We start from the raw sequence: 24,560 nt of genomic DNA, 5'->3' as shown, positions 1-24,560 counted from the left end.
CCAGGAGACACGAAAATGTTGCTGCTGATTCCGGGCCCGGTCACGACCGACGCGCGGGTGAAGGCCGCCATGGCGCAAGACTATGCGCCGTGGGACAATGATTTCCGCCAGACCTACCGGCAGGTCTGCGACGGCGTGCTGCACGCGGCGCAGGCGTCCCCCGACGAGCACGCCGCGCTGGCGCTGCCGGGCTGCGGCCACTTCGCGGTGGAAGCCGCGATCCGCAGCTTCATCCCCGCCGGCGGCCGCCTGCTGGCGCCCTCCACCGGCGCCTATGCCACCCGCCTGCAGAAACTGGCCGGCGACGCGGGCCGTGTGGCCGTACCCTTGTCCGTGGGCGCCACCGAGCGGATCGATCCGCAAGCAGTCGCCAAGGCGCTGGAACAAGACCCCACGCTCACGCACCTGGCGCTGGTCTACAGCGAAACCGGCAGCGGCATCTGCCACGACGTGCCTGAACTGGCGCGCATCGCGCACATGCTGGGCCGCCGCGTCATCGTCGACGCCGTGTCCGCCTTCGGCGCCCTGCCCCTGGACTTGCGCGCCCTGCCCGCCGTGGAAGCGGTGGTGCTCACGGCCAACAAATGCCTGGAAGGCATGCCCGGCGCCGCCTTCGTGGTGGCCCGGCGCGACAGCCTGGAAGCCGCGCGCGGCGTCGCTGGCAGCTGGTCGCTGGACCTGGCGGACATCTATCAGCAAAGCCTGCAGCCCAACGCCGGCCCGCGCTTCACGCCGCCCGCGCCCACGCTGGCCGCGCTGGCCGTGGCGCTGGCGCTGCACCTTGAGGAAGGCCGCGAGGCGCGCCTGGCGCGCTACACGGCCAATATGCGCACGCTATATGATGGCGTCAGGGAGCTGGGCCTGACCCCGTACCTGCCGCCTGCCTTGCAGGGCCCCATCGTCGTCAACGTCCGCGCCCCGGACGCCCCGACCTGGAACCTGCAATTGTTCGTGGACGCCCTCAAGCGCCGCGGCTACGTGCTCAGCAACTTCTACAACACCGAACAACCTTCGTTCCGGGTCGGCTGCATCGGCGCCTTCGGGCCCGACCAGATGCGGCAAGCAGTCGACGCCATGGGCGGCGCGCTGCGCGACATCGGCATCACCCGGGAAGCCGCCGGCAACGGCGGATTCTTCCCGCTCCCCCTCACCGCTTAAGGAAAACATCCCATGCGTATGCTCCACACCATGCTGCGAGTCGGCAACCTCGACAAGTCCATCGACTTCTATACCAACGTGCTCGGCATGCGCGTCCTGCGCCGCAACGACTACCCCGACGGCAAGTTCACGCTGGCCTTCGTCGGCTACCAGGACGAAACCGAAGGCGCCGTCATCGAACTGACCCACAACTGGGACACGGACAAGTACGACCTGGGCACCGGCTACGGCCACATCGCCCTGGAAGTGGACAACGCCTACGAAGCCTGTGACAAGGTCAAGGAAAAAGGCGGCAAGGTCACGCGCGAAGCCGGCCCGATGAAGCACGGCAAGACGGTCATCGCCTTTGTCGAGGACCCCGACGGCTACAAGATCGAATTCATCCAGAAGAAAGGCCGCCAGGACTGAGCCCCGCGCGGCGGACGGCAGGAAGACACCCCATGATCCACACCATCCTGAAAATGGGCGATCCGCGGCTGCTGCGCGTGGCCGCGCCCGTGGAACGCTTCGACACCCCCGAGCTGCACGCGCTGATCGACGACATGTTCGAAACCATGGCCGCCGCGCAAGGGGTGGGCCTGGCCGCACCGCAGATCGGCGTGGACCTGCAACTGGTGATCTTCGGCTTCGACCGCAACGAACGCTATCCCGACGCGCCCGCCGTGCCGCAGACCATTCTGTGCAATCCCGTCATCACGCCGCTGTCCGACGAGATGGAAGACGGCTGGGAAGGCTGCCTGTCAGTGCCAGGCCTGCGCGGCCTGGTGCCGCGCTACCGCCGCATCCGCTACAGCGGACGCGACCCTTACGGCCAGCTCATCGAGCGCGAAGCCGACGGCTTCCATGCCCGGGTGGTGCAGCACGAATGCGACCACCTGATCGGCCGGCTCTATCCGTCGCGCATCCAGGACTTCAGCAAGTTCGGATTCACCGAGATCCTGTTCCCGGACATGGATCCGAACCAGGACGACTGAGGCCTCGCTCCCGCCTTGCGGGAGCCTGCGTCTCTAGCCTAAGCCTCGCCCGGGTCCGCCTTGGCGGCCTGCGGCGACAGCTCCTCGGGCGCGAAATCGTCCACCTGCAGCACTCGCGACACCAAGGCCTCGGCCTGTTCCAGTTCGGCCGCCTGCGCGTCGGTGATGGCGCCGCGCTGGTGGGCTTCGCGCCAATCACGCACGCCGGACTGACGCACCCGGTCGCGCAGCGGCTGCACGGCGTCCGCCAGCGCGAACGCGCGGGTCAAGAGGCCCACTGGATCGTCACCGGCCGCGCCGGCCTCGCGGTGCAGGTCGGCCGCCAGGCGCACATGCGTGGGCGACGGCTTGAGCAGCAGTTCCGCGCATTCCCGGGTCAAGGCGTCGTCCGGTCCCTTGGCCAGGCGCAGCGGCAGGATGGCGGCGCGCAGCCCCCATGACAATACGCGGCCCGGCAAATTGCGCAGGACCTGGTCCATGCTTTTCTCGATGCTGGCGTAGCCCTGCTCCATGCACCACCGAACCAGCGGCAGGTCGTCATGCTTGCGGCCCTCGTCCTCCCAGCGCTTGAGCACCGCCGACAGCAGGTACAGCTCGGACAGGATGTCGCCGAGGCGCGCGGAGATCATCTCACGGCGCTTCAGGCCACCGCCCAGCTGCGCCAGCGTGGCATCGGCCAGCAGCGCGAAGCCCGAGGCATAGCGCCCCAGCCGCCGGTAGTGCCCGGCCACGGGACCGGATGAAGGCGCGGGCGCCAGCATCCCGCCAGTCCATGCGCGGCCGATGGCGCGCAGCGCGTTGAGTCCGGTGTGGCGCAGGTGGCGCCAAAACACGTCGTGGAAGACCTCCATGCCGCGTTCTTCGTCGGGATTGCCCAGCGCCAGGATTTCCGGCATCAGGTAGGGATGGGCGCGGATCGCGCCCTGGCCGAAGATGATCAGGTTGCGCGTCAGGATGTTGGCGCCCTCGACCGTGATGGCGATGGGCACGGCGCGGTAGAGCGCGCCCAGGTAGTTACTGGGGCCGTCGATGACGGCGCGGCCGGCATGGATATCCATCGCGTCGTTGACCGAGCCGCGCATGCGCTCGGTGGCGTGGTACTTCATGATGCCCGAGACCACCGCCGGCTTGACGCCCTGGTTCAGCGCGGCGCAGGTCAGGCGCCGGGCCGCTTCGACCAGGTAGGCATTGCCCGCCAGCCGCGCCAGGCCTTCCTGCACGCCCTCGAACTTGCCCACCGGGATGCCGAACTGCTCGCGCACGCGGGCATACATGCCCGTGGTGTGCGCGCACATCGCGGCGGCGGCGGCCGACAGCGAAGGCAACGAAATACCGCGGCCCGCCGCCAGCGCGCTCATCAGCATCTGCCAGCCGTGTCCGGCGCGCTCCGCGCCGCCAATCAGCGCGTCCAGCGGCACGAACACGTCGCGCCCGCGGTTGGGGCCGTTCTGGAAGACCTGCATGGCGGGCAGATGGCGGCGTCCGATCTCCACGCCCGGCGCTTCGGTCGGCACCAGCGCGACCGATATGCCGATGTCCTTGGGACCGCCCAGGATGCCGTCCGGGTCCGACATCTTGAAGGCCAGGCCCAGCACCGTCGCCACCGGTCCCAGCGTGATGTAGCGCTTGTGCCAGTTCAGCCGGATGCCGATCAGTTCGCGCCCATCGACCACCTGGCGGCAGACCACCCCGGTATCCACCATCGATGCGGCGTCCGAACCGGCCTCGGGACTGGTCAGGCCGAAGCACGGCACCTCGCGGCCGTCCGCCAGCCGCGGCAGCCAATAATCGCGCTGCGCCGGCGTGCCGAACTGCATCAGCAATTCGCCCGGCCCCAGCGAATTGGGCACCATGACGGTGACGCCCGCGGTGATGGAATAGGCCGAAATGCGCCGCACGACCTCGGAGTGCGCATAGGGCGAAAAACCCAGGCCGCCGTAGCGCCGCGGAATGATCATGCCGAAGAAGCGTTCGGCCTTCAGGAAGTCCCATACCTCGGGCGGCAGGTCGCGGCGGTTCCAGGTGATGTCCCATTCGTCCAGCATGGCGCAGAGCCGCGCCAGCGGGCCCTCGATGAAGCGCTGCTCGTCCGCGGTCAGCGTGGCGGCGGGCACGTCCAGCAGCTTGCGCCAATTGGGGTTGCCGGTGAAGAGGTCTGCGTCCCACCAGGTGTCTCCGGCTTCGATGGCCTCGCGCTCCGTGGCCGACATGGCCGGCAGCGCGTTGCGCGCCCAGCGATAAGCGGGTTCCGAGATGCGGCGGCGGCGCCAGGCATTGAAGTCCATGAGTTTTCCTCACTGTTATGGCCCCAGGCCTCAGGGCGTATCAGGTCAAAGTACCAGAATTGGCGGCGCCGGGCCAAGCTGCGGCCTACCGACTCTGCGACAATGGGCGACGGCGCGCAGCGCGCAATCCATCGCTATCCGGGCAGTCTCCGCATGCTGAACAAACTTTGGCTGGGCTTTTTCCTTACCGCGGCCGCGGCGGCGCTGTACCGCTGGCTGATCATCGGCGACCCCGAGGTTTTCCGCCTGATGGTGGCCAGCCTGTTCGACATGGCCCGCGTGTCGGTGGAAGTGATGGTGCTGCTGTTCGGCACGCTCACGCTGTGGCTGGGCTTTCTGCGCATCGCCGAGGGTGCCGGGCTGGTGGAAAGGCTGGCGCGCGTGCTGGGGCCGCTGTTCGCGCGCCTGATGCCCGAGGTGCCGCGCAACCATCCAGCCATCGGCCTGATCACGCTGAACTTCGCCGCCAACGGGCTGGGGCTGGACAATGCCGCCACGCCCATCGGGCTGCGCGCCATGCGCGAACTGCAATCGCTGAATCCCACGCCTGAAACCGCCAGCAACGCGCAGATCCTGTTCCTGGTGCTGAACGCCTCGTCGCTGACCTTGCTGCCGGTGACGCTGTTCATGTTCCGCGCGCAGCAGGGCGCGGCGGACCCGACGCTGGTGTTCCTGCCCATCCTGCTGGCCACCAGCGCATCGACCCTGGCGGGCTTCCTGGCGGTGGCGGCCTGCCAGCGGCTGCGCCTGATCGATCCCGTCGTCATGCTGTGGCTGGGCGGCGCGGCGCTGCTCATGGGCGGCTTCATGGCGCTGCTGGCCAGCATGTCGGCCGCCGCCATCGCCTCGCTGTCGTCGCTGCTGGGCAATCTGACGCTGTTCGGCATCCTGCTGGCCTTCCTGATCGCGGGCGCCTGGAAGAAGGTGCCGGTCTACGAGGCCTTCATCGAAGGCGCCAAGGAAGGTTTCGACATCGCCAAGAGCCTGCTGCCTTATCTGGTCGCGATGCTGTGCGCGGTGGGCGTGCTGCGCGCCTCGGGCGCGCTGGATTTCCTGCTCGACGGCATCCGCTGGCTGGCGGTGCAAGCCGGCTGGGACACGCGCTTCGTGGACGCCCTGCCCACCGCCCTGGTCAAGCCCTTCTCGGGCAGCGCGGCGCGCGCCATGATGCTGGAAACCATGGCGCATTTCGGCGTGGACAGTTTTCCGGCGTTGCTGGCCGCTGTGGTCCAGGGCAGCACCGAAACCACCTTCTACGTGCTGGCGGTGTACTTCGGATCGGTGGGCATTCTGCGGGCCCGCCATGCGGTGGGCTGCGCCCTGATCGCCGACCTGGCCGGCGTGCTGGCGGCCATCGGCGTGTGCTACTGGTTCTTCGGCTGAGACTCGTCGGGGCGGCAGGAAACGCCGGCATGGCGCCCCTGCCCTTCTCGTGTCAGTCCACCAGCAGGATCTTCATCCCATTGGTGCCGCCGCTGTCGCGGTAGAAGTCGCCCTTGGTCAGGATCACCCAATCCCCGGTCTGCACCAGATTGCGCTTGCGCAGTTCGTCGATGGCGGCGTTGCTCAGGTCGGCGGGCTCGTAGTCCGACGGCGAGAACGGCACGGTGTAGACCCCGCGGAACATAGCCACCCGGTTCTGCGTGGCGCTATGCGGGCTGTAGCAATAGATCGGCACGCCCGAACGGATGCGCGACATGATCAGCGGCGTATGGCCGCTTTCCGTCAGCGCAATGATGGCCTTGACGCCGGGAAAATGATTGGCCGCGTACATGGCCGCTAGCGCGATGGTCTCGTCGCAACGCGTGAAGGTCTCGCCCAGGCGATGATGCGACTTGGTCGAGGTGGGGTGCTTTTCCGCGCCCAGGCAGACGCGGGCCATGGCCTGCACGGTTTCCACCGGATACTGGCCCGATGCGCTCTCCGCCGACAGCATGACCGCGTCGGTGTAGTCGAGCACCGCGTTGGCCACGTCGGACACTTCGGCACGCGTGGGCATGGGGCTGGAGATCATGGACTCCATCATCTGCGTCGCGGTAATGACGACCTTGTTCAGGGTACGCGCGTGCTGGATGATGCGCTTCTGGATGCCCACCAGTTCGGCATCGCCCACTTCCACGCCCAGGTCGCCGCGCGCCACCATCACACCGTCGCTGGCGCGGATCAGGGCATCCAGCGCTTCATCGTCGGCCACGGCTTCCGCGCGCTCGATCTTGGCGATGATCCAGGCCTGGCTGCCGGCGGCCGCCAGCAGCGTGCGGGCCTCGTCGATGTCGCTGCCGTAACGCGGGAACGACACGGCCACGTATTCCAGATTCATTTCCGCGGCCAGCTTGATGTCGACGCGGTCCTTGTCGGTCAGGCTGGGCGCGGACAGGCCGCCGCCGCGGCGGTTGATGCCCTTGTTGTTCGACAACGGGCCGCCCACTGTCACGGTGGTGTGGACCTCGTCGCCTTCGACGCTGTCCACCACCAGCACCACGCGGCCGTCATCCAGCAGCAGCTCGTCGCCGACGCGGCAATCCTGCACCAGTTCGGGGTAGTCGATGCCGACGATGCTGGCCGTGCCGGCCTCTTTGGGATGCACGCGCGACAGCGTGAACGGCTGTCCGACCTGCAGTTGGACCAGCTTGTCCGTGAAGCGCGCGATACGGATCTTGGGACCCTGCAGGTCGCCCATGATGGCGACGAAGCGGCCCTGCTTGGCGGCGATCTCGCGCACCATGCGAGCGCGCTCGCGGTGGTCGTCCGGGCTGCCGTGCGAAAAGTTCAGGCGGGCCACGTCCAGGCCCGCGCGGATCAGCGCTTCAATGCGTTCGGGCGTCGAAGTCGAGGGTCCCAGGGTGGCGACAATTTTGGTGCGGCGCAATACGGGCATGACGATCCACTCTCGCTAAAACGACAAAAACGCTATGGTACGCCGGCCGCGCTCACGCAGGTATCATGGGCATCACCCCAACCGAAAAACGAGCTCGACTGAACCCGTGAAAATCGTCATCGCCCCCGACTCTTTCAAAGAAAGCGTTTCCGCGCCCGATGCGGCGGCAGCCATAGCGCGCGGCGTAAAGGCCGCAATCCCCGGCGCCCACACGGTCTGCATTCCGATGGCCGACGGCGGCGAAGGCACGGTGGAAGCCGTGCTCGCCGCAACCGGTGGCAAGGAACAGCAGCTGACGGTGAACGACGCATTGGGCTACAAGGTCGACGCCGTGTGGGGGCTGCTGGACGATGGCACGGCGGTGATCGAAATGGCCGCGGCGGCGGGCCTCGAACTCATCGCCCCCTCCAAGCGCGATCCGATGCGCGCCAGCAGTCATGGCGTGGGCGAACTGATGCTGGCCGCCGTGAACGCGGGCGCCAAGCGCATCATCCTGGGCCTGGGCGGCTCGGCCACCAACGATGCCGGCGCCGGCATGTTGACAGCCCTGGGCGTGCGCCTGCTGGATGCGGATGGCCGCAGCCTGCCGCCTGGCGGCGGCGCTCTCGGCAAGCTGGCCAGCATCGATGCGCGCGGCCTGGATCCGCGCCTGGGCGAGATCCGCATCGACATTGCCTCGGACGTGGACAACCCCTTGTGCGGCCCGCAGGGCGCTTCGCACGTGTTCGGCCCGCAAAAGGGCGCGACGCCCGAACAAGTGCAGATCCTGGACCAGATGCTGACGAACTTCGCCGACGTGTGCGCGCAGCACCTGGGCACCGACCACCGCGGCCAACCCGGCGCGGGCGCCGCGGGCGGCCTGGGCTTCGCGGCCAAGGCCTTCCTCAACGCCAGTTTCCGCCCCGGGGTGGAGATTGTCGCGGAACTGGGCGGCCTGGCTCAGGCGATCGAGGGCGCTACCCTGGTGTTCACCGGCGAAGGCCGCATGGATGCGCAGACCCTGCGCGGCAAGACCCCCGCCGGCGTGGCGAAGATCGCGCAGCGCGCGGGCGTGCCGGTCGTGGCGCTGGCCGGATCGCTAGGCGAAGGCTACGAAGCGCTGCATGCCTGCGGCATCAGCGCGGCCTTCAGCCTGGCCCCCGGCCCCATCACGCTGCAACAGGCGCTCACCGATGCCGAAAAACTGCTGGCCGACCGCGCCCGCGACGTCATGCAACTCTGGATGACCGCGCAAAAACGCATGCTCTAGGCACTGAATTGAAAAAAGCCCGCTGTAGCGGGCTTTTCGGTTTTGGGGGACCAGCTTCAACCGGCCTGCAGCACTCCAGCCGCCACCAGTGCGTCCGCCAGGCGAATATAGCGATCCACCGAAATATCCTCGGCGCGTGCCGTGGGCGCGATATCCAGCGCTTCCCAAGGCACTTGCGCAGCCCAGTCCGCCAGCACCCGGCGCAACATCTTGCGCCGCTGTGAAAACGCGCGCGCCACCACTGTTTCAAAGGCCCGCTCGCTGACCGGACGCAGGCGGTCCGCCGGCAAGGGCACCATGCGCACGATCGCCGACACCACCTTGGGCGGCGGATCGAAGGCTTCCGGCGGCACATCGAACAGCTTGTGCATGCGGTAGCGCGATTGCAGCATCACCGACAGGCGGCTGAAGTCGCCTGAACCGGGTTGCGCGACCATGCGGTCGATCACTTCCCGCTGCAGCATGAAGTGCTGGTCGCGGACGTGCCCGGCCCAGGTCATCAGATGGAACAGCAACGGGCTAGAGATGTTGTAGGGCAGATTGCCCACCACCCGCAGCGCCGGTCCGAACTGGGAAAAATCCACGGTCAAGGCATCGGCCTCGACCACGGTCAGGCGGCTGGCGTCGAACTGCTTGCGCAGGCGCGCCGCCAGGTCGCGATCGATCTCGACTGCCGTCAGATGATCCAGACGTTCGAGCAGCGGCCGGGTAAGCGCGGACAAGCCCGGGCCGATCTCGACCACGGTGTCGTCGCGGGCGGGCGACACCGCCCGGACGATGGACTCGACCACGCTCTCGTCGGTCAGGAAGTTCTGGCCGAAACGCTTGCGCGCCTGGTGCTGTGACATGTAAAGCCTGTAATGCGTTTAACGGTTGTTCTGCTGGATCTTCTGCTGCTTTTCCAGGCGGTTGTCGATGTATGCCTGGGCGCGCAGCTGCTCCAGCCAATCTTCGAATGCGGGCTGGGCGCGGCGTTCGAACAGGATCTGGCGGGCCTTCATGCGGGCCATATCGTCCGTGGCGTCATGCTGGCGGCGCTCTTCCACTTCGATCAGGTGCCAGCCGAAGGGCGATTGCACCGGTTGGCTGATCTCGCCCGGCTTCAAGGCGTTCATGGCGGCCTCGAACGGCGGCACGGTTTCGCCCGGGTTCAGCCAGCCCAGTTCGCCGCCTTGCGGGGCGGTGGCGTCCTGCGAATACTGGCGCGCCATGTCCTCGAACTTGGCGCCGCCGCTCACCAGGCGCTGACGGACCTGCTCCAGGCGCTGACGCGCCAGTTCGTCGCTCATGACGGTGGAGGTCTTGATCAGGATGTGGCGGGCGCGGGTCTGCATCACTTCCACCGGGCCTTGGTGCGCAGGCGCCTGCGCGGGCGCGGCGGCGGGCAGCGGAGCCTGGGCCGGCGCCGGGGCGCGGGCCGTGCGGGCAGGCGCGGGCTGGGCGGTGCCGCGGTCCATCACTTTGATGATGTGAAAGCCGTTGCCGCTTTGGATCAGGCTGCTGACCTGCCCTTTCTGCAGATTGCTGACGGCCTGCACGAACAGGTCGGGCCAGCCGTCCAGCGGGCGCACACCCATGACGCCGCCCTGCAAGGCTTCGGGACCGTCCGAGGCCGCGGCGGCCAGGCTGGCGAAGTCGTCGCCGCGCTTGGCTTGCGCCAGCAGGCCTTCGGCCTTCTTGCGCAGCGCGGCCAGTTGCTCGGGCGACGAGCCTTCAGGCACGCGCACCAGGATCTGGGCCAGGGCGTAAAGCATCGGACCCGACGGCGCGGCGGCCTGCTGGGGTTCGGGTTGCGGCTGAGCCTGCGGTTGGGCCTGCGGCTGCGGGGCCGCCTGCGGCGCCGCGCCGAACGCCGGATTGCGGCGCTGGTCCTTCAGGAAAGCGTCGACCTCGGCATCGGAAATCACGATCGTCGAATCCACCGCGCGCTGGCGCAGGCGATCGGTGCGGATTTCGTCGCGCAGCGACTTGCGGTAGCCATCCCAGTTCGTGCCGGACTTTTCGATTTCCTGGCGCAACTGGGCCACGGTGATCTTGTTGCGGGCGGAGATGGTCTGGATCGCCTGATCGACTTGCGCATCGTCCACCCGTATGCCCAGACGGTCTGCTTCATGGCGCTGCACGCGCTCCATGATCAGGCGTTGCAGCACCTGATGCTGCAGGGTCTGGTCATCGGGCACCTGGATGCCGCGGGACTTCAACTCGCCTGAAATACGCTGGGACGCGTCGCGCAATTCGCGCAACGTAATCACGTCCTTGTCCACCACGGCGGCAATGCCGTCGACGAATTGCTCGCGCTGCGGCGCGGGCGCCGGCGCGGCATTCTTCTGCGCGGCGGAATTCGGCTTGGCGCCATTGCTCGCGGCCTTGCCGCCCTGCTCGGCCGCATGGGCCACGGGCAAGCCGGCGCACACGGCCAACAGCAGCGCATTGCCGGAGAGGCGGCGCAAAGAGTGCAACCTACGCATCATTCATACCTTTCAAATGTGGTCCCGGCGGGCACTGGCGGCGTGATGCGCGAGTAGCCGGGGATACTTCTGTTCAGCAGGTTCATCGGGTCGGTTCCGAGGGAACCCAGGCCGGTCAGCTCAAGCTGGAAGAACACTGCGGAGTTGGCGTCCGTGGCCGACACAGCGTACCGCTGGTAGACCACGCGGCCCACCCAGCAGCAATCTCCCTTGTACTCCAGGCCTGCGATGGCCTGCGTCACGCGGGGGGAGTCCGTCGTATCGACGAGCGTGCTGGAAGGCCCGGAACGCAAGGAATAGTCCACCCGTCCAACACCATACCAGCGCTTGCTGAACGGCCATTGGACCGCCATGCTGATCTGGTTCTGGCCTTGGGGTTGATAGGCCACGCCCGGCTGGGGATCGCGCTGGTAACGATAGGACAAGGCCACCGTGGTCAGACGTTGTGGCGACCAGCGCGCGCTCACCAGGCCGCGTGACCAGTTGTTGTCATACGGGTTGTACTGCGCCGCGATCTCGGTACTGAGCGTATCCGTCAGGGCCGCGCTGGCGCCCACGAGGAAGTCGGAACGCACGTTCGTGCGCGGCGTTTCATACGGCAGCGTGACCTTCTGGTCCGCGAAGTACAGGCGCTGCGCCACGGCCAGCGACATGCGCTCGAAGCCGGTATTGGCGTCCAGCCAGCGGGTGGTCAACGCCGCCGTCAACTGGTTCGCATTGGCGATGCGGTCCCAGCCCCCGGTGTAGATGTTCTCGTCGAACGCCTGCGCAAAGCTGAAATTGGCCAGGGACGTATCGTAAACGGGAAGCTTGGACTGGTCCCGGTACGGCACATATAGATAGTACAGGCGGGGCTCGAGGGTCTGCGTGGACGCCTTACCGAACAGCGTGGTGTCGCGTTCGAAGATCAGGCCGGAATCCAGCGACATGATCGGCACGGTACGCGCTTGCGAATCCGGCAGGCTGGCCGCTCCCGCCCCTCCAGTCAGCCCAAGCGCATCCACGCCATACCATTTCGTCTGGTATTGGGTGAAATTGATACCCGCCTTGGGAACGACGAACCAGCCCGGCCGGACGATCGGGCGCGACACAGTCAGATAGGATTGCAGGCGGTCGCCATCAGGATAGCGGACACCGCCAAGATCCGGTCGACGGAACCGGACCGCAGTCGACGTCCAATCCAGATCAAATCCACCCCAGTCGTAGCGCGCCCCGCGCAGGTACAGCTCGGGCACCTTGTCATACGGAGGCGCCAATGGCGCATCGGGGTCCTGCAGGGTTTGGTACTTGTAGACCTCGGCGTAGGCGCTCCAGTACCTGGAGCCCCAGCCTACACGTCCGCGCTGCGGCAGATAGGTCGTGGACGCCTGGTTAAGGCCCAACTGGGAAATATCGCGATAATAGTTGTCGTCCGAGACCTTGGCGACGTCCCAGTCCGCGTAGAACCCATTGGAGAACAGCTGCTGGTGACGCCACCAGTACATCCAACGGTCCTCACCGGTGAGATTGTCGTTCGGCAAGTAGGTGCCAATCGCGAACCCGCCATAGCCAGATCCTATGTAGCGGAACTCCCCGCCCATCTGCAGCCCGCGCTTGGAGAAGTAGCGCGGCTGCACGGTCATGTCATAGTTCGGCGCCAGATTCAGGTAATACGGAATCGAAAAATCGAAGCCGCCCTGGCTGGTCGTGCCGTAAGTCGGCATCAGAAAGCCCGACTTGCGCTCCTTCTTGACCGGGAAGGTCATGTAGGGCGACGCCAGAATGGGCACGTCCTTGAAATACAGCACGCCGCTGCGCGCCACGCCTTCGTTCTCGTCGAAGTCGATGTCGACGGTCTTGGCCTTGATGTACCAGGACGGCGTTTCGCAGGCGCAGCCGCTGTAAGTCACTGTGTGCAGCCGCATCTGCGACCGGCTGAATATGTCCGCGTGCTCGGCGACGGCGAAGCCGCCGTTGGCGCCCATCCAGAAATTGGGCTTTTCGATCTCTCCCGAGGACTTGTCCACGTTGAATGTGGCGTTCGGCCCGATCACCAGGGTGCCGTCGCGCATCATGCGCGCGCTGCCCTGGACGTCGACTTCGCCCGTGTCCTTGCGGTAGTTGATGCGATCGCCCTTGATCACGCTGTCGATGCGGCGCACCTGGGCGTTGCCGGTCAGGGTCAGGTCGGAATCCGGATCGCCATCGATGGAGTCCGCCTCCATGAAGGCGGGAATGCTGTCGTCCGGCAGGCGGTGCATCCGCAAGCCCGGCGAAGTGCGCAACACGGGAGTCGCCGAGGTCGACGACGCGGCGGGAACGCTGCCCTGGCTACCTTGGGCCTGAACGGCGCCGGCGGCGACACTGACAGCAGAGAGGATCAACCATCGAACCTTGCGCACGAGTGAAAACAGCCCTTTTTGACGATGGTGGGAACGCGACACCGGCACCCACGGAGGGCCAATGCTAACGGAAACGAGCCGGTATTATAGAGAAGCCGCGCCATAGGCCCAGACTTATGTGCTCGGAACACAATTCTCAGCAATATTGCCTTTCTGACACGGATCTTCCTTGAAAAACGATCACGACCCCCGCCTGGAGCTGATCCGCAACTGGCTGGGCAGCCTGCCCGCCAGCCTGAACCTGGCCATCGACACGCTGCGTCCGGCGTCGGCCGACGCCAGCTTCCGCCGCTATTTCAGGCTGGACGCCGGCGAGCGCACCCTGATAGTCATGGACGCCCCGCCCGCGCACGAGGATTGCCGCCCCTTCCTGCACGTGGACCGCCTGCTGGCGGACGTCGGGCTGAACGTGCCCGCCGTGCTGGAACAGGACCTGGACCAGGGCCTGCTGCTGCTGTCCGACCTGGGCGAACAGACCTATTACCAGCGCATCCAGGCGGGACTGCCGGACAGCGAACTGCAGACGCTGTACCGCGAGGCCCTGGCCGCGCTGGTCCGCCTGCAGCAGGCATCCACCACCGGCCTGGGCACCTACGACACGACCCGTCTGGCCGACGAGCTCAAGCTGTTCCCCGAGTGGTACGTGCAAAAGCACCACGGGGTGACGCTGGACGACAAGACCGCGAACGCGCTGGAAAAGATCTTCGCGCTGCTGTCCACCAGCAATGGCGGACAGGCCCAGGTGCTGGTGCACCGCGATTACCACTCGCCCAACCTGATGGTCTGCGACCAGCCGCAATACGGCCCCAATCCCGGCATCATCGACTTCCAGGATGCGCTCATCGGTCCCATCACCTACGATCTGGCCTCGCTGGTGACCGACGCCCGCACCACATGGGAAGAGCCCCAGCAACTGGATTGGGCCATCCGCTACTGGGAAATGGCGCGGGCGGCAGGCTTGCCGGTGGATCCGGATTTCGCCGAATTCCACCGCGCTTATGAATGGATGAGCCTGCAGCGCAATCTGCGCATCCTGGGCGTGTTCGCCCGCCTGAACCACCGCGACGGCAAGGCGCACTACCTGGCCCACATGCCGCGCATGAACGGCTACGTGCGCCAGGTGGCCCAGCGCTACAGCGTCTTCACGCCGTTGCTGCGCCTGCTGGACAAGCTGGACGACCGCCAGGTCAGCGTCGGGTACACGTTCTGATGCGGGCCATGATCCTCGCGGCGGGGCGCGGCGAACGCATGCGCCCGCTGACTGACAGCCTGCCCAAGCCCCTGCTGGCCGTGGGCGGCCAGCCGCTTATCGTCTGGCACCTGCGCCGGCTGGCGGCCGCCGGCATCCGCGACGTCGTCATCAACCATGCCTGGCTCGGCCACGAGATCGAGCGGGCGCTGGGCGATGGCGCCGCGCACGGCGTGCGCATCCGCTATTCGGCGGAAGCGACCGCGCTGGAAACCGCTGGCGGCATCGCCCAGGCGCTGCCCCTGCTGGGCGGCGAGCCTTTCCTTGTCATCAACGGCGACGTCTGGTGCGACTGGGATCCCGCTGCGGCGAAGGATCTGGCAGGCGCCCTCCCCGACGGCGGCGCCTGGCTGCTGCTGGCGGACAATCCGCCGCAGCACCCGGCCGGCGATTTCCGGCTGGAGGCCGACGGCAGCGTCCATGCCCAGGGCGAACCTCGTTTGACCTTTGCTGGCATCGGCGTCTACCATCCCTCGTTGTTCGCCGACGTCCCCCGGGGCGCGGCGGCGCCCCTGGCTCCCTTGCTGCGGCAGGCCATGGCCCGAGGCCTGGTGCGCGGCGCGCGCCATGCGGGCAAATGGACGGATGTCGGCACGCCGCAGCGGCTGGCGGACCTGGATGCCGAACTCAACGGACAGGGCCGCTGATGTCCACATATTTCACAATATCAAGGTGCGCAACCAGGCTTGTCCGCGCACCCAACCGCCCCGGCTAACGGGGTATTCTCTAGCGCTTTGACCTGCGCGCGCTGCGCGCGGGCGAGCAAACATACAGGAAGTTTTCTAGGAATGGGGATGTTCGGAAGATCGCAACGGGCTGTGTTCAAGCCCTCCGTATACCAGCCCGGCCAACGCACGCGCCGCATGCCGCGCTGGCTGGTCCTGCTGCTGGTGGGCATCGCCCTGGGCGCCGGCGGCGTGCTCTTCCTGCAGACCAACTACGGTCCGCAACGCCTGACCGTGGAACAGTCCGAGCAATTGCACAGCGAACTCAGCACGGCCAATCTTGAGCGCCAGCGCCTGCAAAGCCAGCTCGAGGAAGCCACCCAGCAGCGCGACGCCAACAAGTCCGGCCATGAAAAACTGACCGCCGACCTTTCTGACGCCCGCAGCAAGATCGACACGCTGAACAAGGAACTGGTGCTGTTCCAGGACGCCATGCCGGCCGACCCGCGCGGCGGCAACCTGGGCATCCGCTCCGCCACCTTCAAGCGCGCGCCCGGCCTGCTGGATTACCAGGTGCTGGTCATGCGCGAAGAGCGCCAGGGAGCCCCGTTCAAGGGCACGCTGACCTTCTCCATCGACGGCACCTATCCCAATGGCCGCGCCGCCACCGTCACGCCCGAAGGCCCTGCCCTGAACGTCGACCGTTACGACTACGCGCTGGGCCAACTGAAGCTGCCCGATGGTTTCACGGCCAAGGTCGTGGTGCTGCGCGTACTGGACGGCGCGCAGAAACAGCAGGCGATGCGTATCTATTACGTGCGCAACTGAAACGCCCCTACAGCCCGACGACCCGCCCTGATCCGGCGGGTTTTTTTTGCCCCAACAATATGGTTGCGCGTACAACCTTTTTGAGAATATAGTTGCGCAAACAACCAATATCCGGAGACAGCATGCCGCTACCCGCGCACGTTCCCGTCCTGATCGCCGGCGGCGGCCCCGTCGGCCTGGCGCTGGCCGCCCTGCTGGCGGAATACGGCATCGCTACGCTGACCCTGGAGGCGGACGACGACTACTGCAGCGGCAGCCGCGCCATCTGCATTTCGCGGCGGTCGCAGGAAATCATGGGCTGGGTCGGCGCCGACCGCCCCCTGACCGCCACCGGCTTGGCCTGGACCGGAGGCCGCAGCTACTACCGCAACAGCGAGGTGCTGCACTTCGAAATGCCGCACGACCCGCTACAACGCTACGCCCCCATGGTCAATATCCAGCAGTACGCCGTCGAGGAGTACGCCCACCAGGCCATGCAGCGCCATCCGGAACGGGCCGCGCTGCGCTGGTCGGCGCGGCTTGCAGGCCTGCAGACGGACGCGGACGGCGTCACGGCCGAAGTGGAAGCCGAAGGCGGCCGCCACACCGTGCGCGCCGACTGGCTGATCGCCTGCGATGGCGGCCGCAGCACCGTGCGCGAAGCCATGGGCCTGAAGCTGACAGGCATGCAGTACGAAGGGCGCTACGTCATCGTCGACATCGAACAGGCATCCAGCCGTCCGGTGGAGCGCCTGGCCTGGTTCGATCCGCCGTCCAATCCCGGTTCCACCCTGCTCATGCATCGCCAGCCCGGCAATGTCTGGCGCGTGGACTACCAGATCCGCGACGACGAAGATCCCGAGGAGGCCGTCAAGCCGGAGAACGTACTGCCGCGCGTGCAGAGCCATCTGGACATGATCGGCGAGACCGCGCCCTGGAAGCCGCTGTGGATCTCCATCTACAACGCCAAGTGCCTGACGCTGGACAGCTACCGCCACGGACGCGTGCTGTTCGCCGGGGACGCCGCCCACCTGGTGCCGATCTTCGGCGTGCGGGGCCTGAACTCGGGGCTGGACGACGCGGGCAACCTGGCCTGGAAGCTGGCCTGGGTGCTGCAAGGCCAGGCCCCCGACAGCCTGCTGGACAGCTACAGCGTGGAGCGCGTCCACGCCACCCGCCAGAACCTGGCCTACGGCGCCAAGAGCACCGAATTCATGGCTCCGCCGGATTTCGGCTTCCGCCTGATGCGCGAGGCCGCCCTGCGTCTGGCCCTCTCGGACGAGCGAGTGCGCCAGTTGATCAACCCGCGGCAGTCGGCGCCCATCTCCTACGATGCCTCGCCCTTGAATCTGGCTGACGGCGCGCCGCAAGCCGGCGCCGCCGCCGCGCCCGGCCAGCCCGCGCCCGAAGCGCTGCTGCAGGATCGCGGCGCGCCGCTGCATCTCAGCGCGTGCTTCGGCGCAGGCTTCGTGGCGTTGGCGCTCGAACCCGACGCCAGGCTGGCAGCGGAACTGGAGGCCTTGGCCGCTGCCACTCGCGATGCCCCCCAGCCGCTGCGCGTGCTGAAGACGGGCGCCGACGCCTTGCAGGACACGCACGGGCAACTGCGCCAGCGCTATGGCGCCCAAGGCAGCGCCGTCTACCTGCTGCGGCCGGACGGCTACGTACTGGGCCGCTGGATCACCCCCGCGGCCGCCACCCTGCGCGCCGCCCTCCGGCCCTACTACCCCTCGATCGCCCTGGATGCGCCCAAGGAAGACCAAGCATGAACAACGATGAACTGGACCAGACCTATACCGCCATGGCGCAAGCCCTGACGCGCGTCGGCGAAGAGCAAGCGTCGCTCTTCCTGTCGATCCTGAGCCTGTCGCTGCTGGCCCGCTTAAGCGATGCGCGCGACGCCGCCGCGCTGCTGGCCCAGGCGGAAGCCGCCTGCCTGGCCAACGACCCTGTGGCACACTGTCCCGCCTCTGCTTCTACCCGCCCGACGTGAACCCGCCCGCCCTCGAACGATTCCTGACCTACCGCCTGCACGTGCTTAACAAGATCACGGACAGGGACACGAATCGCGCCTATCTGGAAGACTGCGGCATTCCGCTAGGCGAGGCGCGCTGCCTGGCGGCCATCGGCCGCTACGCGCCCCTGTCGGTCAACGACCTGGCGCGCGCGGCCAATCTGAACAAAGGCCAGGCCAGCCGCTCGGCGCAGGCGCTGGTGGAACGCGGTCTGGTCGAAAAAACCATGTCCGCCTCCGACGGGCGCGGCGTGGTGCTGGCGCCGACCCCGGCCGGCCTGGCGCAATACCAGCGCGTCATCGACCTGATCGCCCGCCGCAATGAGGAGATCTTCAACTGCCTCAGCGACGACGAGCAACGCCTGCTGGGCGACATGCTGGACCGCGTGATCGGCCATCTGCAGCCGGACGCGGACGGGGCGGAAGACTAGCCCACAGCCGCGATTGCAACTCGCTCAGGTCCTAGCCCTTAGGCGCGGTCGCGCCCAGTTGCGCAGCCGCCTCATCCATGAACTGCGCCATGCGCACGTCCAATTCGGTCACGCCGCCAGCGTCATGCGTGGTCAGGGTCACGTCCACACGGTTATAGACGTTGGTCCATTCGGGATGATGGTTCAGCTTCTCCGCGAACATGGCGACGCGCGCCATGAAGCCGAATGCCGCATTGAAATTGGGAAAGCGGAAGCGCTTTTCGATGGCGTCGCGCATCGCAACCGCCTGCCAACCTGACAAAGCGGCCACGGCGGTATCGGTGCCGACGCGGGCGGGAGGAAACATGCTCATGACGGACTCCGGAAAAAAAAGGCGGCGGCGCGTTGCGCCAGCCGCCTCGGACACTGGGCTGGCCCAGGCTTACTGCTGGACCGCGTACAGGTAGATTTCCACGCGGCGGTTCAGCGCGCGGCCTTCGGCGGTCGCATTGTCGCCGATCGGATCGTTCGGTCCGCGGCCTTCGACCGTCAGGCGGCCGGCTGCCACGCCCTGCTTGCCGAGGTAGTCCGTGACGCTCTTGGCGCGATTGACCGACAGCGTCTGGTTGTGCGCCAACGCGCCCGTGCTGTCGGTATGGCCGACCACCTTGGCCCGCAATTCAGGATGCTGGTTGAGCGAACGCGCCACGCTGTCCAGCACCGGCAGCAACGCGGGCTTGAGCTGCGTCTTGTCGGTATCGAACGACACGCCGCTGGGAATGTTGACCTTCAGGCTGCCATCGGGCATTTCCACCACGTCGATACCCAACGATGAAGCGCCCGACTTCTGCACGTCTTCCTTGACCACTTTCCAGTTGTAGCCCACCAGGCCACCCGCCACCGCGCCGATGCCGGCGCCGATGGCCGCGCCCTTGCCGTGGCCGATCAAGGCGCCGATGCCAGCGCCGATGGCCGCCCCGGCGCCCGTACCCACGGCCGTGTTGGTCTGCTGCTGCGTGGCGCATCCCGCCAGCAAGGCACCCGTGGCCGCGACAACTGCGATCCGGTTGAATATTGTTCTTGAGCTCATGGCAACCTCCACTTATTCCGTCGGTGTGCCGGATCATTCCGGCCAGACCATGCTAGCAAGCGCGGGACGGGAGGCAGGCAACATTTTGTACTATCAGCAGGGTCCTGAAGATAGCGCGGCCGCGCTGTACGGCACGGCCCCAGCTGGGGCGGAAAGGCGCGCAATCCCGCAACAATGGGCTACATTCCGCCCGCCGCGGGCCGGCCTTCAAGGCGAAGGCCGGCGCCTGGCGCCTAGCGCTGCTGGAACGTCCGGCGCGCCACGTTCAGCGACACCATGGCCATGAGCGCGATGGCCAGCAGGTAGTAGCTCGGCGACAGCTTGGAATCGGTGGTCGCGATCAGCCAGGTCAGGATGAACGGCGCGAAGCCGCCGAAGATCGTCACCGCGATGTTGTAGCCCAATGACAGGCCCGTGGTGCGCACCTGCACCGGGAAAATCGCGGACATCAGCGCCGGCATGGGCGCAAAGTACAGCGTCGCCAACAAGCCCAGAATGACCTGGACGATCATCAGCACGCCCACCGTCGGATACGACACCAGCAGATAGAACAAGGGATAGCACAGCACTGCGGTCAACAGGGCCGCGGCCGTCATGATGCGCGCGGGTCCGATCCGGTCAGCCAGCGCGCCCACAAAAGGCGCGCCTACCGTCATGATGACGCCCGTGACCAGCGTCGCCAGAAAGCCGATGGTCGGCGGCAGGCCCAGCTGGCGAATCGAGTACGTGGGCATATACAGCGCCAGGTAGTTGCCCACCGAGCCCAGCGCCACGAAGCCTACCGTCACCAGCAGGCGCAATTTCTGGCCCGCAAACATGTCGCTCAGGGGCGAAGCCGAAGCCTGCGCCGCGCTGAATTCCGGCGTCTCATCCATGTGATGGCGGATGTAGTAGCCCACCGGCGCAATCAGCAGGCCGAACACGAACGGAATGCGCCAGCCCCAGCTTTCCAGCTGCGCCTGGGTCAAGGTCGCGTTGAGCACGGCGCCGAACAGCGCCGCCAGCAGGATCGCGGCGCCCTGGCTGGCGACCTGCCAGCTCGCATAGTAGGCTCGCCGATCCGGCGCATATTCGATGAGGAAGGCCGTCGCGCTGCCGAACTCTCCGCCCGCCGAAAAGCCCTGGATCAACCGGGCGACCAGGATGATGATCGACGCGGCGACGCCGATCTGCGCGTGCGTGGGCACCACCACGATGATCAACGTGCCTATCATCATCAGGAAAATGGAAGCCGTCAGCGCCGCCTTGCGCCCGGCCCGGTCGGCATAGCTGCCCAGCACGATGGCGCCCAGCGGCCGCATCAGGAACGACACGCCGAACGTGGCCAACGCCAGCAGCAGCGAGGAACTCTCACTGGCGGACGGAAAGTACAGCTTGGCAATGATCAGCGCGAAAGTGCCGTACGCGATCATGTCGAACCATTCGAGCGCATTGCCGATGGACGCGGCGATCACCGCGCGCCGCGCCTGGGCGCGCCGGTCGCCTGATGGCGCCGCCTTGTCGCGGGCAGCGGCCGCCGCATTCCACGTTGTCTTCTCCGAGTAAGCCATTTTTCCCTCTGTTTTTTTGAAGAATTAACTATCGATCAACTTATGGACGGGCTATCTCAAGATGGCCCGCCAGCTTTTCCATGAACTGTTCGCACAGGCCGATCTGCGACAGCGCCACATACTCATCGGGCCGGTGCGCCTGCTGCAGATTGCCCGGACCGCAAATCACGGCCGTCATTCCTGCCCGCTGGAACAAGCCCGCCTCGGTGCAATACGCCACCTTCTCGGTGCCGCGCGTACCGGTCAGCGCCTGCGCCAGCCGCGCGATCTCGGCGGTCGCGGCGGTATCGAAACCCGGCACTTCCGCCATCGCCTCCAGCTCGATGTCGGCCTGCGGGTGCTCCGCCTTGATGCGGTCGCGCAGTTCGCCGGTGATGTAGCGGCGCAGGCCGCCGATCACGTCCGGCGCCAGCACGCCCGGGATGGAGCGGAATTCGAACTCGAACTGGCAGCGGTCCGGGATCGTGTTGACGGACAGGCCGCCCGAGATCGTGCCGGTGTTGGCGGTGGTGTACGGAACCTCGAAGTCCTGGTCGAACGGTCCGTTCTGGCGATGGCTGTCGGCCATATCGCGGATGTGGCAGATGGCGCGCGCCGCGTATTCGATCGCGTTGACGCCCCGCGGTGTCAGCGAAGAATGCGCGGCATGCCCATGCACGGTGCAGCGGTACAGATTGCTGCTCTTGTGCGCCGAGATCACGCGCATTTCGGTCGGCTCGCCCACGATGCAGCTATCGGGCCGGATCTCCAGCTTCGCCAGCTCGCGCAGCATGGCGTCCGCGCCCAGGCAGCCGACCTCCTCGTCGTAGCTCAGCGCCAGATGAAGCGGCACGCGCAGGCGCCGCGACGTGAACGAGGGCAGCATGGCCAGCGCCGTCCCTATGAAACCCTTCATGTCGCAGGTGCCGCGTCCGTACAGCCGGCCATCGCGCACTTCGGGCGCGAACGGATCGCTGCTCCAGGCCTGGCCGTCCACCGGCACGACATCGGTATGGCCCGAAAGCACCACCCCGCCCTGAGTGCCGCCGTCGGCCGCGGGGACGGTCACGAAGAGGTTGGCCTTCTTGCCGTCGGCGTTGTAGATCAGCCTGGGCGCAAGCCCGGCCGCCGCCACGTGGTCGCGCACCGTTTCGATCAGGCCCAGGTTCGACAGGCGGCTGGTCGTATCGAAGCGCACCAGCCGTTCTATCCATTCCAGGGAACGGGGAAGCTCAGGAGTATTCATGGGTCTTGCCCTAATGTTGAGGTCCGGCGCCGGCGCTCAGGCTGCCTGGCCCCGGGCCGCGTCCAGAAAGCGCGATAGTCTAGCCACGCCTTCATCCAGGCGTTCGTGCGCGCTGGCGTAGCACCAGCGCAGATAGCCCTCGCCCTCGGGACCGAAAGCCACGCCCGGCGCCAGGCCCAGGCCGCCGCGCACCACCAGGTCCTTGCAGAACGCCAGGCTGTCCGAGACGCCGCGGACGCGGAAGAAGGTGTACATCGCGCCCGGCGCCGCGCCGGCCAGCTCGACCCCAGGCACCTCGCCCAGCCTCGCCGCCAGATGGTCGCGCGCCAAGCGCAGCCGCTGCACCGTGCGCGCGATGACGGGCTCGCCCTGTTCCAGCGCGCACAAGGCGGCGGTTTGCACAAAGCCGGGCGTGCAGGTGTTGCTGTATTCGATCAGCTTGCCGATCTCCGGCAGCAGTCCACGTGGCGTCACCACCCAGCCCACGCGCCAGCCCGTCATCAGCCAGGCCTTCGAGAACGAGTTGCAGCTGACCACGCGATCATCCGGCGCGGCGATGTCCAGGAACGTGGGCGCCACGGCGCCGTCGTAGTAGTAGCGTTCGTAGACATCGTCGGAGATGATCCAGATGCCGTGCTTGCGGCAATGCTCCAGCACCGCGCGCTGCTGCTCGGCGGTCATCACCCAGCCCGTGGGATTGTTCGGCGAATTCACCAAAAGCGCCCGCACATCCGGCGTCAAGGCGCTGAGCAAAGCGTCCAGATCCAGGCGCCAGCCGCTCTCCGAGAACGACAGCGCCACGGTCGTCACCCGCGCGCCCAGCACCTTGGGCATTTCCACCAGGTTGGGCCACAGCGGCGTCACGGCAACCACGTGGTCGCCCGCGCCCACGACGGCCTGCACGGCGGTCATCAACGCCGACGTGCCCGAACTGGTCACCGCGATGTTGTCCACGTCGCGCTGGCCGTGCAGGCCGCTCACATACGTGGCCAGGCGTTCACGCAACGCCGGCACACCCAGGGTCTGGACGTAGAACGTCTGCCCGGAAGCGATATGGGCGATCGCCGCGTCGCGGAATGCTGCCGGCGTCTGCTCGTCGGGCTCGCCGAACCAGAACGGCAGCACGTCGGCGCGGCCCATGCCTGCATTGGCGACTTCGCGGATTTGCGACGAACGCAAGGTCTGCACGCTAGCGCGCGCGGTGGCGCTGAAGCCGCCGGAAGATACTGCTGTGTTCATACCTGTTCCTGTCTTGCCAGAAGAAAGAGATCGCGCCGCTCGCTCAGCGGCACGCCGCGTCGAACTGCGCGCGCGCCTGACGGGCGCCCCGGGCCAGCCAGGCCACGTCGGAGTGCAAGGCGATGAACTGCACCCCCAGCTTGCGGTAGCGCGCCGCCTCTTCGGGATCGTTGGCGAAAATGCCGACCGCCTTGCCCGCCGCCCGGCCGGCCTCAATCACGCGGCTCACGGCCTCGCGCAGCTCGGCGTGGGCCATGTCGCCCAGGCGGCCAAGGCTGGCCGCCAGATCGGCCGTGCCGACGAACAGGCAATCCGCCCCAGGCAGGGCGGCAATGGCTTCCACGTTGCGCACCGCCTGCGCCGATTCGATCTGCAGGACCGCGCAGGCCTGCTCATTGGCCAGCTTGACGTAGGACGGGTCTTGCCCATACATGCCGGCCCGCACCAGCCCCGCCACCCCGCGCACGCCGCCATTGCCTTCGAAAGGAAAGCGCATGGCCGCGATGGCGCGGCGCGCGTCCTCGGCCGTGTCGATGTTCGGGAAGATGATCGTCTTGGCGCCGCAGTCCATGGCGCGCTTGACCAGCGCCGCATCGTTAACCGTCACGCGCACGATCGGATACGCCGCCGCGCCATGCGCGCGCGCCGCATCGATGGCCTGCAATTGCGCCGTCAGGCCCGCCACATCATTGGGCGCATGCTCCATGTCGACGACCAGCCAATCGAAGCCGCAATGCGCAATCGCCTCGGCCACGGCCGGGCTCGCCAAAGTCAGCCAGCAGCCCTCGGAAGGCTCCAGGGCCAGGAGTGCCTTGCGTATCGGATTCGAATCTTTCATGTCTGCTCCATAGTGTTCAAACCGGGAGCATTCATCGTGTCGACGCCCCCTCAAACAGCCAAACAAAGATACCGGAGCCG

Annotated in this window: 22 protein-coding genes; 11 read left to right on the top strand and 11 right to left on the bottom strand. The window is 66.9% G+C overall.

Features of this window, described 5'->3' with window-relative positions:
• Positions 1-15: 15 nt before the first annotated feature.
• Genes AC3WOB_RS20365 through def form a run of 3 tightly spaced genes read left to right on the top strand, consistent with a single transcriptional unit; the run spans position 16 to position 2,132 of the window.
• A complete protein-coding gene (locus tag AC3WOB_RS20365; RefSeq protein ID WP_492276009.1) occupies positions 16-1,158 on the top strand; it encodes a 2-aminoethylphosphonate--pyruvate transaminase in 1,143 nt (380 codons plus the stop codon).
• Positions 1,159-1,170: 12 nt separating this feature from the next.
• Entirely contained in the window at positions 1,171-1,566 is a 396-nt protein-coding gene (gene gloA, locus AC3WOB_RS20360; protein WP_013391612.1) for a lactoylglutathione lyase, read from the top strand.
• 32 nt (positions 1,567-1,598) lie between these two features.
• A complete protein-coding gene (def, locus tag AC3WOB_RS20355; RefSeq protein WP_013391611.1) occupies positions 1,599-2,132 on the top strand; it encodes a peptide deformylase in 534 nt (177 codons plus the stop codon).
• A 38-nt stretch (positions 2,133-2,170) separates the two neighbouring features.
• On the opposite strand, the gene AC3WOB_RS20350 is transcribed toward def, so the two are convergent.
• Positions 2,171-4,417 (bottom strand): acyl-CoA dehydrogenase, encoded by a 2,247-nt coding sequence (locus AC3WOB_RS20350; protein WP_492276008.1) that lies wholly within the window; start codon positions 4,415-4,417, stop codon positions 2,171-2,173.
• 153 nt (positions 4,418-4,570) lie between these two features.
• On the opposite strand from AC3WOB_RS20350, the gene AC3WOB_RS20345 reads away from it, so the two are divergent.
• Positions 4,571-5,800 carry a nucleoside recognition domain-containing protein gene (locus AC3WOB_RS20345; RefSeq protein WP_041654907.1) on the top strand — a complete coding sequence of 410 codons (1,230 nt, stop codon included), beginning with the start codon at positions 4,571-4,573 and terminating at the stop codon, positions 5,798-5,800.
• Between the two features lie 52 nt (positions 5,801-5,852).
• Here the strand turns inward: AC3WOB_RS20345 and pyk are convergent, their stop codons facing one another.
• On the bottom strand, positions 5,853-7,295 hold the full coding sequence (pyk, locus tag AC3WOB_RS20340; protein WP_013391608.1) for a pyruvate kinase: 1,443 nt from the start codon (positions 7,293-7,295) through the stop codon (positions 5,853-5,855).
• 106 nt (positions 7,296-7,401) lie between these two features.
• Here pyk and AC3WOB_RS20335 point away from each other — a divergent pair, with 106 nt between their 5' ends.
• Positions 7,402-8,544 (top strand): glycerate kinase, encoded by a 1,143-nt coding sequence (locus AC3WOB_RS20335; RefSeq protein WP_492276007.1) that lies wholly within the window; start codon positions 7,402-7,404, stop codon positions 8,542-8,544.
• A 56-nt stretch (positions 8,545-8,600) separates the two neighbouring features.
• On the opposite strand, the gene rsmA is transcribed toward AC3WOB_RS20335, so the two are convergent.
• Genes rsmA through AC3WOB_RS20320 form a run of 3 tightly spaced genes read right to left on the bottom strand, consistent with a single transcriptional unit; the run spans position 8,601 to position 13,393 of the window.
• Positions 8,601-9,392 carry a 16S rRNA (adenine(1518)-N(6)/adenine(1519)-N(6))-dimethyltransferase RsmA gene (rsmA, locus tag AC3WOB_RS20330; RefSeq protein WP_013391604.1) on the bottom strand — a complete coding sequence of 264 codons (792 nt, stop codon included), beginning with the start codon at positions 9,390-9,392 and terminating at the stop codon, positions 8,601-8,603.
• 18 nt (positions 9,393-9,410) lie between these two features.
• The gene (locus AC3WOB_RS20325; RefSeq protein ID WP_492276006.1) at positions 9,411-11,015 is read right to left on the bottom strand and encodes a peptidylprolyl isomerase; all 1,605 of its coding nucleotides are present in this window, start codon (positions 11,013-11,015) and stop codon (positions 9,411-9,413) included.
• Positions 11,012-13,393, bottom strand: a complete 2,382-nt coding sequence (locus AC3WOB_RS20320) for an LPS-assembly protein LptD (protein WP_492276005.1) — start codon at positions 13,391-13,393, stop codon at positions 11,012-11,014. The genes AC3WOB_RS20325 and AC3WOB_RS20320 overlap by 4 nt, the downstream gene beginning before the upstream one ends.
• Before the next feature lie 169 nt (positions 13,394-13,562).
• Between AC3WOB_RS20320 and AC3WOB_RS20315 the strand changes: the two genes are divergently transcribed.
• From AC3WOB_RS20315 to AC3WOB_RS20290, 6 genes are all read left to right on the top strand, one after another.
• The gene (locus AC3WOB_RS20315) at positions 13,563-14,603 is read left to right on the top strand and encodes an aminoglycoside phosphotransferase family protein (protein ID WP_492276004.1); all 1,041 of its coding nucleotides are present in this window, start codon (positions 13,563-13,565) and stop codon (positions 14,601-14,603) included.
• Positions 14,603-15,289, top strand: a complete 687-nt coding sequence (gene murU, locus AC3WOB_RS20310; RefSeq protein ID WP_492276003.1) for an N-acetylmuramate alpha-1-phosphate uridylyltransferase MurU — start codon at positions 14,603-14,605, stop codon at positions 15,287-15,289. Before AC3WOB_RS20315 ends, murU begins: the two co-directional genes overlap by 1 nt.
• A 147-nt stretch (positions 15,290-15,436) precedes the next feature.
• Entirely contained in the window at positions 15,437-16,135 is a 699-nt protein-coding gene (locus tag AC3WOB_RS20305) for a DUF6776 family protein (RefSeq protein ID WP_013391599.1), read from the top strand.
• Between the two features lie 122 nt (positions 16,136-16,257).
• Entirely contained in the window at positions 16,258-17,883 is a 1,626-nt protein-coding gene (locus AC3WOB_RS20300) for an FAD-dependent monooxygenase (RefSeq protein WP_492276002.1), read from the top strand.
• Positions 17,880-18,107, top strand: a complete 228-nt coding sequence (locus tag AC3WOB_RS20295) for a hypothetical protein (RefSeq protein ID WP_492276001.1) — start codon at positions 17,880-17,882, stop codon at positions 18,105-18,107. The genes AC3WOB_RS20300 and AC3WOB_RS20295 overlap by 4 nt, the downstream gene beginning before the upstream one ends.
• Positions 18,104-18,559 carry a MarR family winged helix-turn-helix transcriptional regulator gene (locus AC3WOB_RS20290; protein ID WP_013391596.1) on the top strand — a complete coding sequence of 152 codons (456 nt, stop codon included), beginning with the start codon at positions 18,104-18,106 and terminating at the stop codon, positions 18,557-18,559. The genes AC3WOB_RS20295 and AC3WOB_RS20290 overlap by 4 nt, the downstream gene beginning before the upstream one ends.
• A gap of 31 nt (positions 18,560-18,590) precedes the next feature.
• Here AC3WOB_RS20290 and AC3WOB_RS20285 read toward each other — a convergent pair whose 3' ends face one another.
• From AC3WOB_RS20285 to AC3WOB_RS20260, 6 genes are all read right to left on the bottom strand, one after another.
• On the bottom strand, positions 18,591-18,911 hold the full coding sequence (locus AC3WOB_RS20285) for a 4a-hydroxytetrahydrobiopterin dehydratase (protein ID WP_013391595.1): 321 nt from the start codon (positions 18,909-18,911) through the stop codon (positions 18,591-18,593).
• 69 nt (positions 18,912-18,980) lie between these two features.
• Entirely contained in the window at positions 18,981-19,628 is a 648-nt protein-coding gene (locus AC3WOB_RS20280; protein ID WP_013391594.1) for a YiaD family glycine zipper/OmpA-like lipoprotein, read from the bottom strand.
• A gap of 233 nt (positions 19,629-19,861) precedes the next feature.
• Positions 19,862-21,178: an MFS transporter gene (locus AC3WOB_RS20275; RefSeq protein ID WP_242702715.1), complete on the bottom strand. Its 1,317-nt coding sequence runs from the start codon at positions 21,176-21,178 to the stop codon at positions 19,862-19,864.
• A gap of 40 nt (positions 21,179-21,218) precedes the next feature.
• Positions 21,219-22,403 carry an acetylornithine deacetylase gene (gene argE / locus AC3WOB_RS20270; protein ID WP_492276000.1) on the bottom strand — a complete coding sequence of 395 codons (1,185 nt, stop codon included), beginning with the start codon at positions 22,401-22,403 and terminating at the stop codon, positions 21,219-21,221.
• A 36-nt stretch (positions 22,404-22,439) separates the two neighbouring features.
• Positions 22,440-23,642: a pyridoxal phosphate-dependent aminotransferase gene (locus AC3WOB_RS20265; RefSeq protein ID WP_492275999.1), complete on the bottom strand. Its 1,203-nt coding sequence runs from the start codon at positions 23,640-23,642 to the stop codon at positions 22,440-22,442.
• Between the two features lie 43 nt (positions 23,643-23,685).
• Entirely contained in the window at positions 23,686-24,480 is a 795-nt protein-coding gene (locus tag AC3WOB_RS20260) for an HpcH/HpaI aldolase family protein (RefSeq protein ID WP_492275998.1), read from the bottom strand.
• Positions 24,481-24,560 lie beyond the last annotated feature (80 nt).

The organism is Achromobacter sp. FW305-C-30-7, from assembly GCF_058783105.1.
This window is presented reverse-complemented; position numbering and strand designations above follow the sequence as displayed.

Excerpts from the sequence above, each read along its gene's own strand:
- AC3WOB_RS20365 (WP_492276009.1), top strand. The coding sequence starts at position 16 with ATGTTGCTGCTGATTCCGGGCCCGGTCACGACCGACGCGCGGGTGAAG.
- gloA (WP_013391612.1), top strand. The coding sequence starts at position 1,171 with ATGCGTATGCTCCACACCATGCTGCGAGTCGGCAACCTCGACAAGTCC.
- def (WP_013391611.1), top strand. The coding sequence starts at position 1,599 with ATGATCCACACCATCCTGAAAATGGGCGATCCGCGGCTGCTGCGCGTG.
- AC3WOB_RS20350 (WP_492276008.1), bottom strand. The coding sequence starts at position 4,417 with ATGGACTTCAATGCCTGGCGCCGCCGCCGCATCTCGGAACCCGCTTAT.
- AC3WOB_RS20345 (WP_041654907.1), top strand. The coding sequence starts at position 4,571 with ATGCTGAACAAACTTTGGCTGGGCTTTTTCCTTACCGCGGCCGCGGCG.
- pyk (WP_013391608.1), bottom strand. The coding sequence starts at position 7,295 with ATGCCCGTATTGCGCCGCACCAAAATTGTCGCCACCCTGGGACCCTCG.
- rsmA (WP_013391604.1), bottom strand. The coding sequence starts at position 9,392 with ATGTCACAGCACCAGGCGCGCAAGCGTTTCGGCCAGAACTTCCTGACC.
- AC3WOB_RS20325 (WP_492276006.1), bottom strand. The coding sequence starts at position 11,015 with ATGATGCGTAGGTTGCACTCTTTGCGCCGCCTCTCCGGCAATGCGCTG.
- murU (WP_492276003.1), top strand. The coding sequence starts at position 14,603 with ATGCGGGCCATGATCCTCGCGGCGGGGCGCGGCGAACGCATGCGCCCG.
- AC3WOB_RS20305 (WP_013391599.1), top strand. The coding sequence starts at position 15,437 with ATGTTCGGAAGATCGCAACGGGCTGTGTTCAAGCCCTCCGTATACCAG.
- AC3WOB_RS20300 (WP_492276002.1), top strand. The coding sequence starts at position 16,258 with ATGCCGCTACCCGCGCACGTTCCCGTCCTGATCGCCGGCGGCGGCCCC.
- AC3WOB_RS20295 (WP_492276001.1), top strand. The coding sequence starts at position 17,880 with ATGAACAACGATGAACTGGACCAGACCTATACCGCCATGGCGCAAGCC.
- AC3WOB_RS20285 (WP_013391595.1), bottom strand. The coding sequence starts at position 18,911 with ATGAGCATGTTTCCTCCCGCCCGCGTCGGCACCGATACCGCCGTGGCC.
- AC3WOB_RS20280 (WP_013391594.1), bottom strand. The coding sequence starts at position 19,628 with ATGAGCTCAAGAACAATATTCAACCGGATCGCAGTTGTCGCGGCCACG.
- AC3WOB_RS20275 (WP_242702715.1), bottom strand. The coding sequence starts at position 21,178 with ATGGCTTACTCGGAGAAGACAACGTGGAATGCGGCGGCCGCTGCCCGC.
- argE (WP_492276000.1), bottom strand. The coding sequence starts at position 22,403 with ATGAATACTCCTGAGCTTCCCCGTTCCCTGGAATGGATAGAACGGCTG.
- AC3WOB_RS20265 (WP_492275999.1), bottom strand. The coding sequence starts at position 23,642 with ATGAACACAGCAGTATCTTCCGGCGGCTTCAGCGCCACCGCGCGCGCT.
- AC3WOB_RS20260 (WP_492275998.1), bottom strand. The coding sequence starts at position 24,480 with ATGAAAGATTCGAATCCGATACGCAAGGCACTCCTGGCCCTGGAGCCT.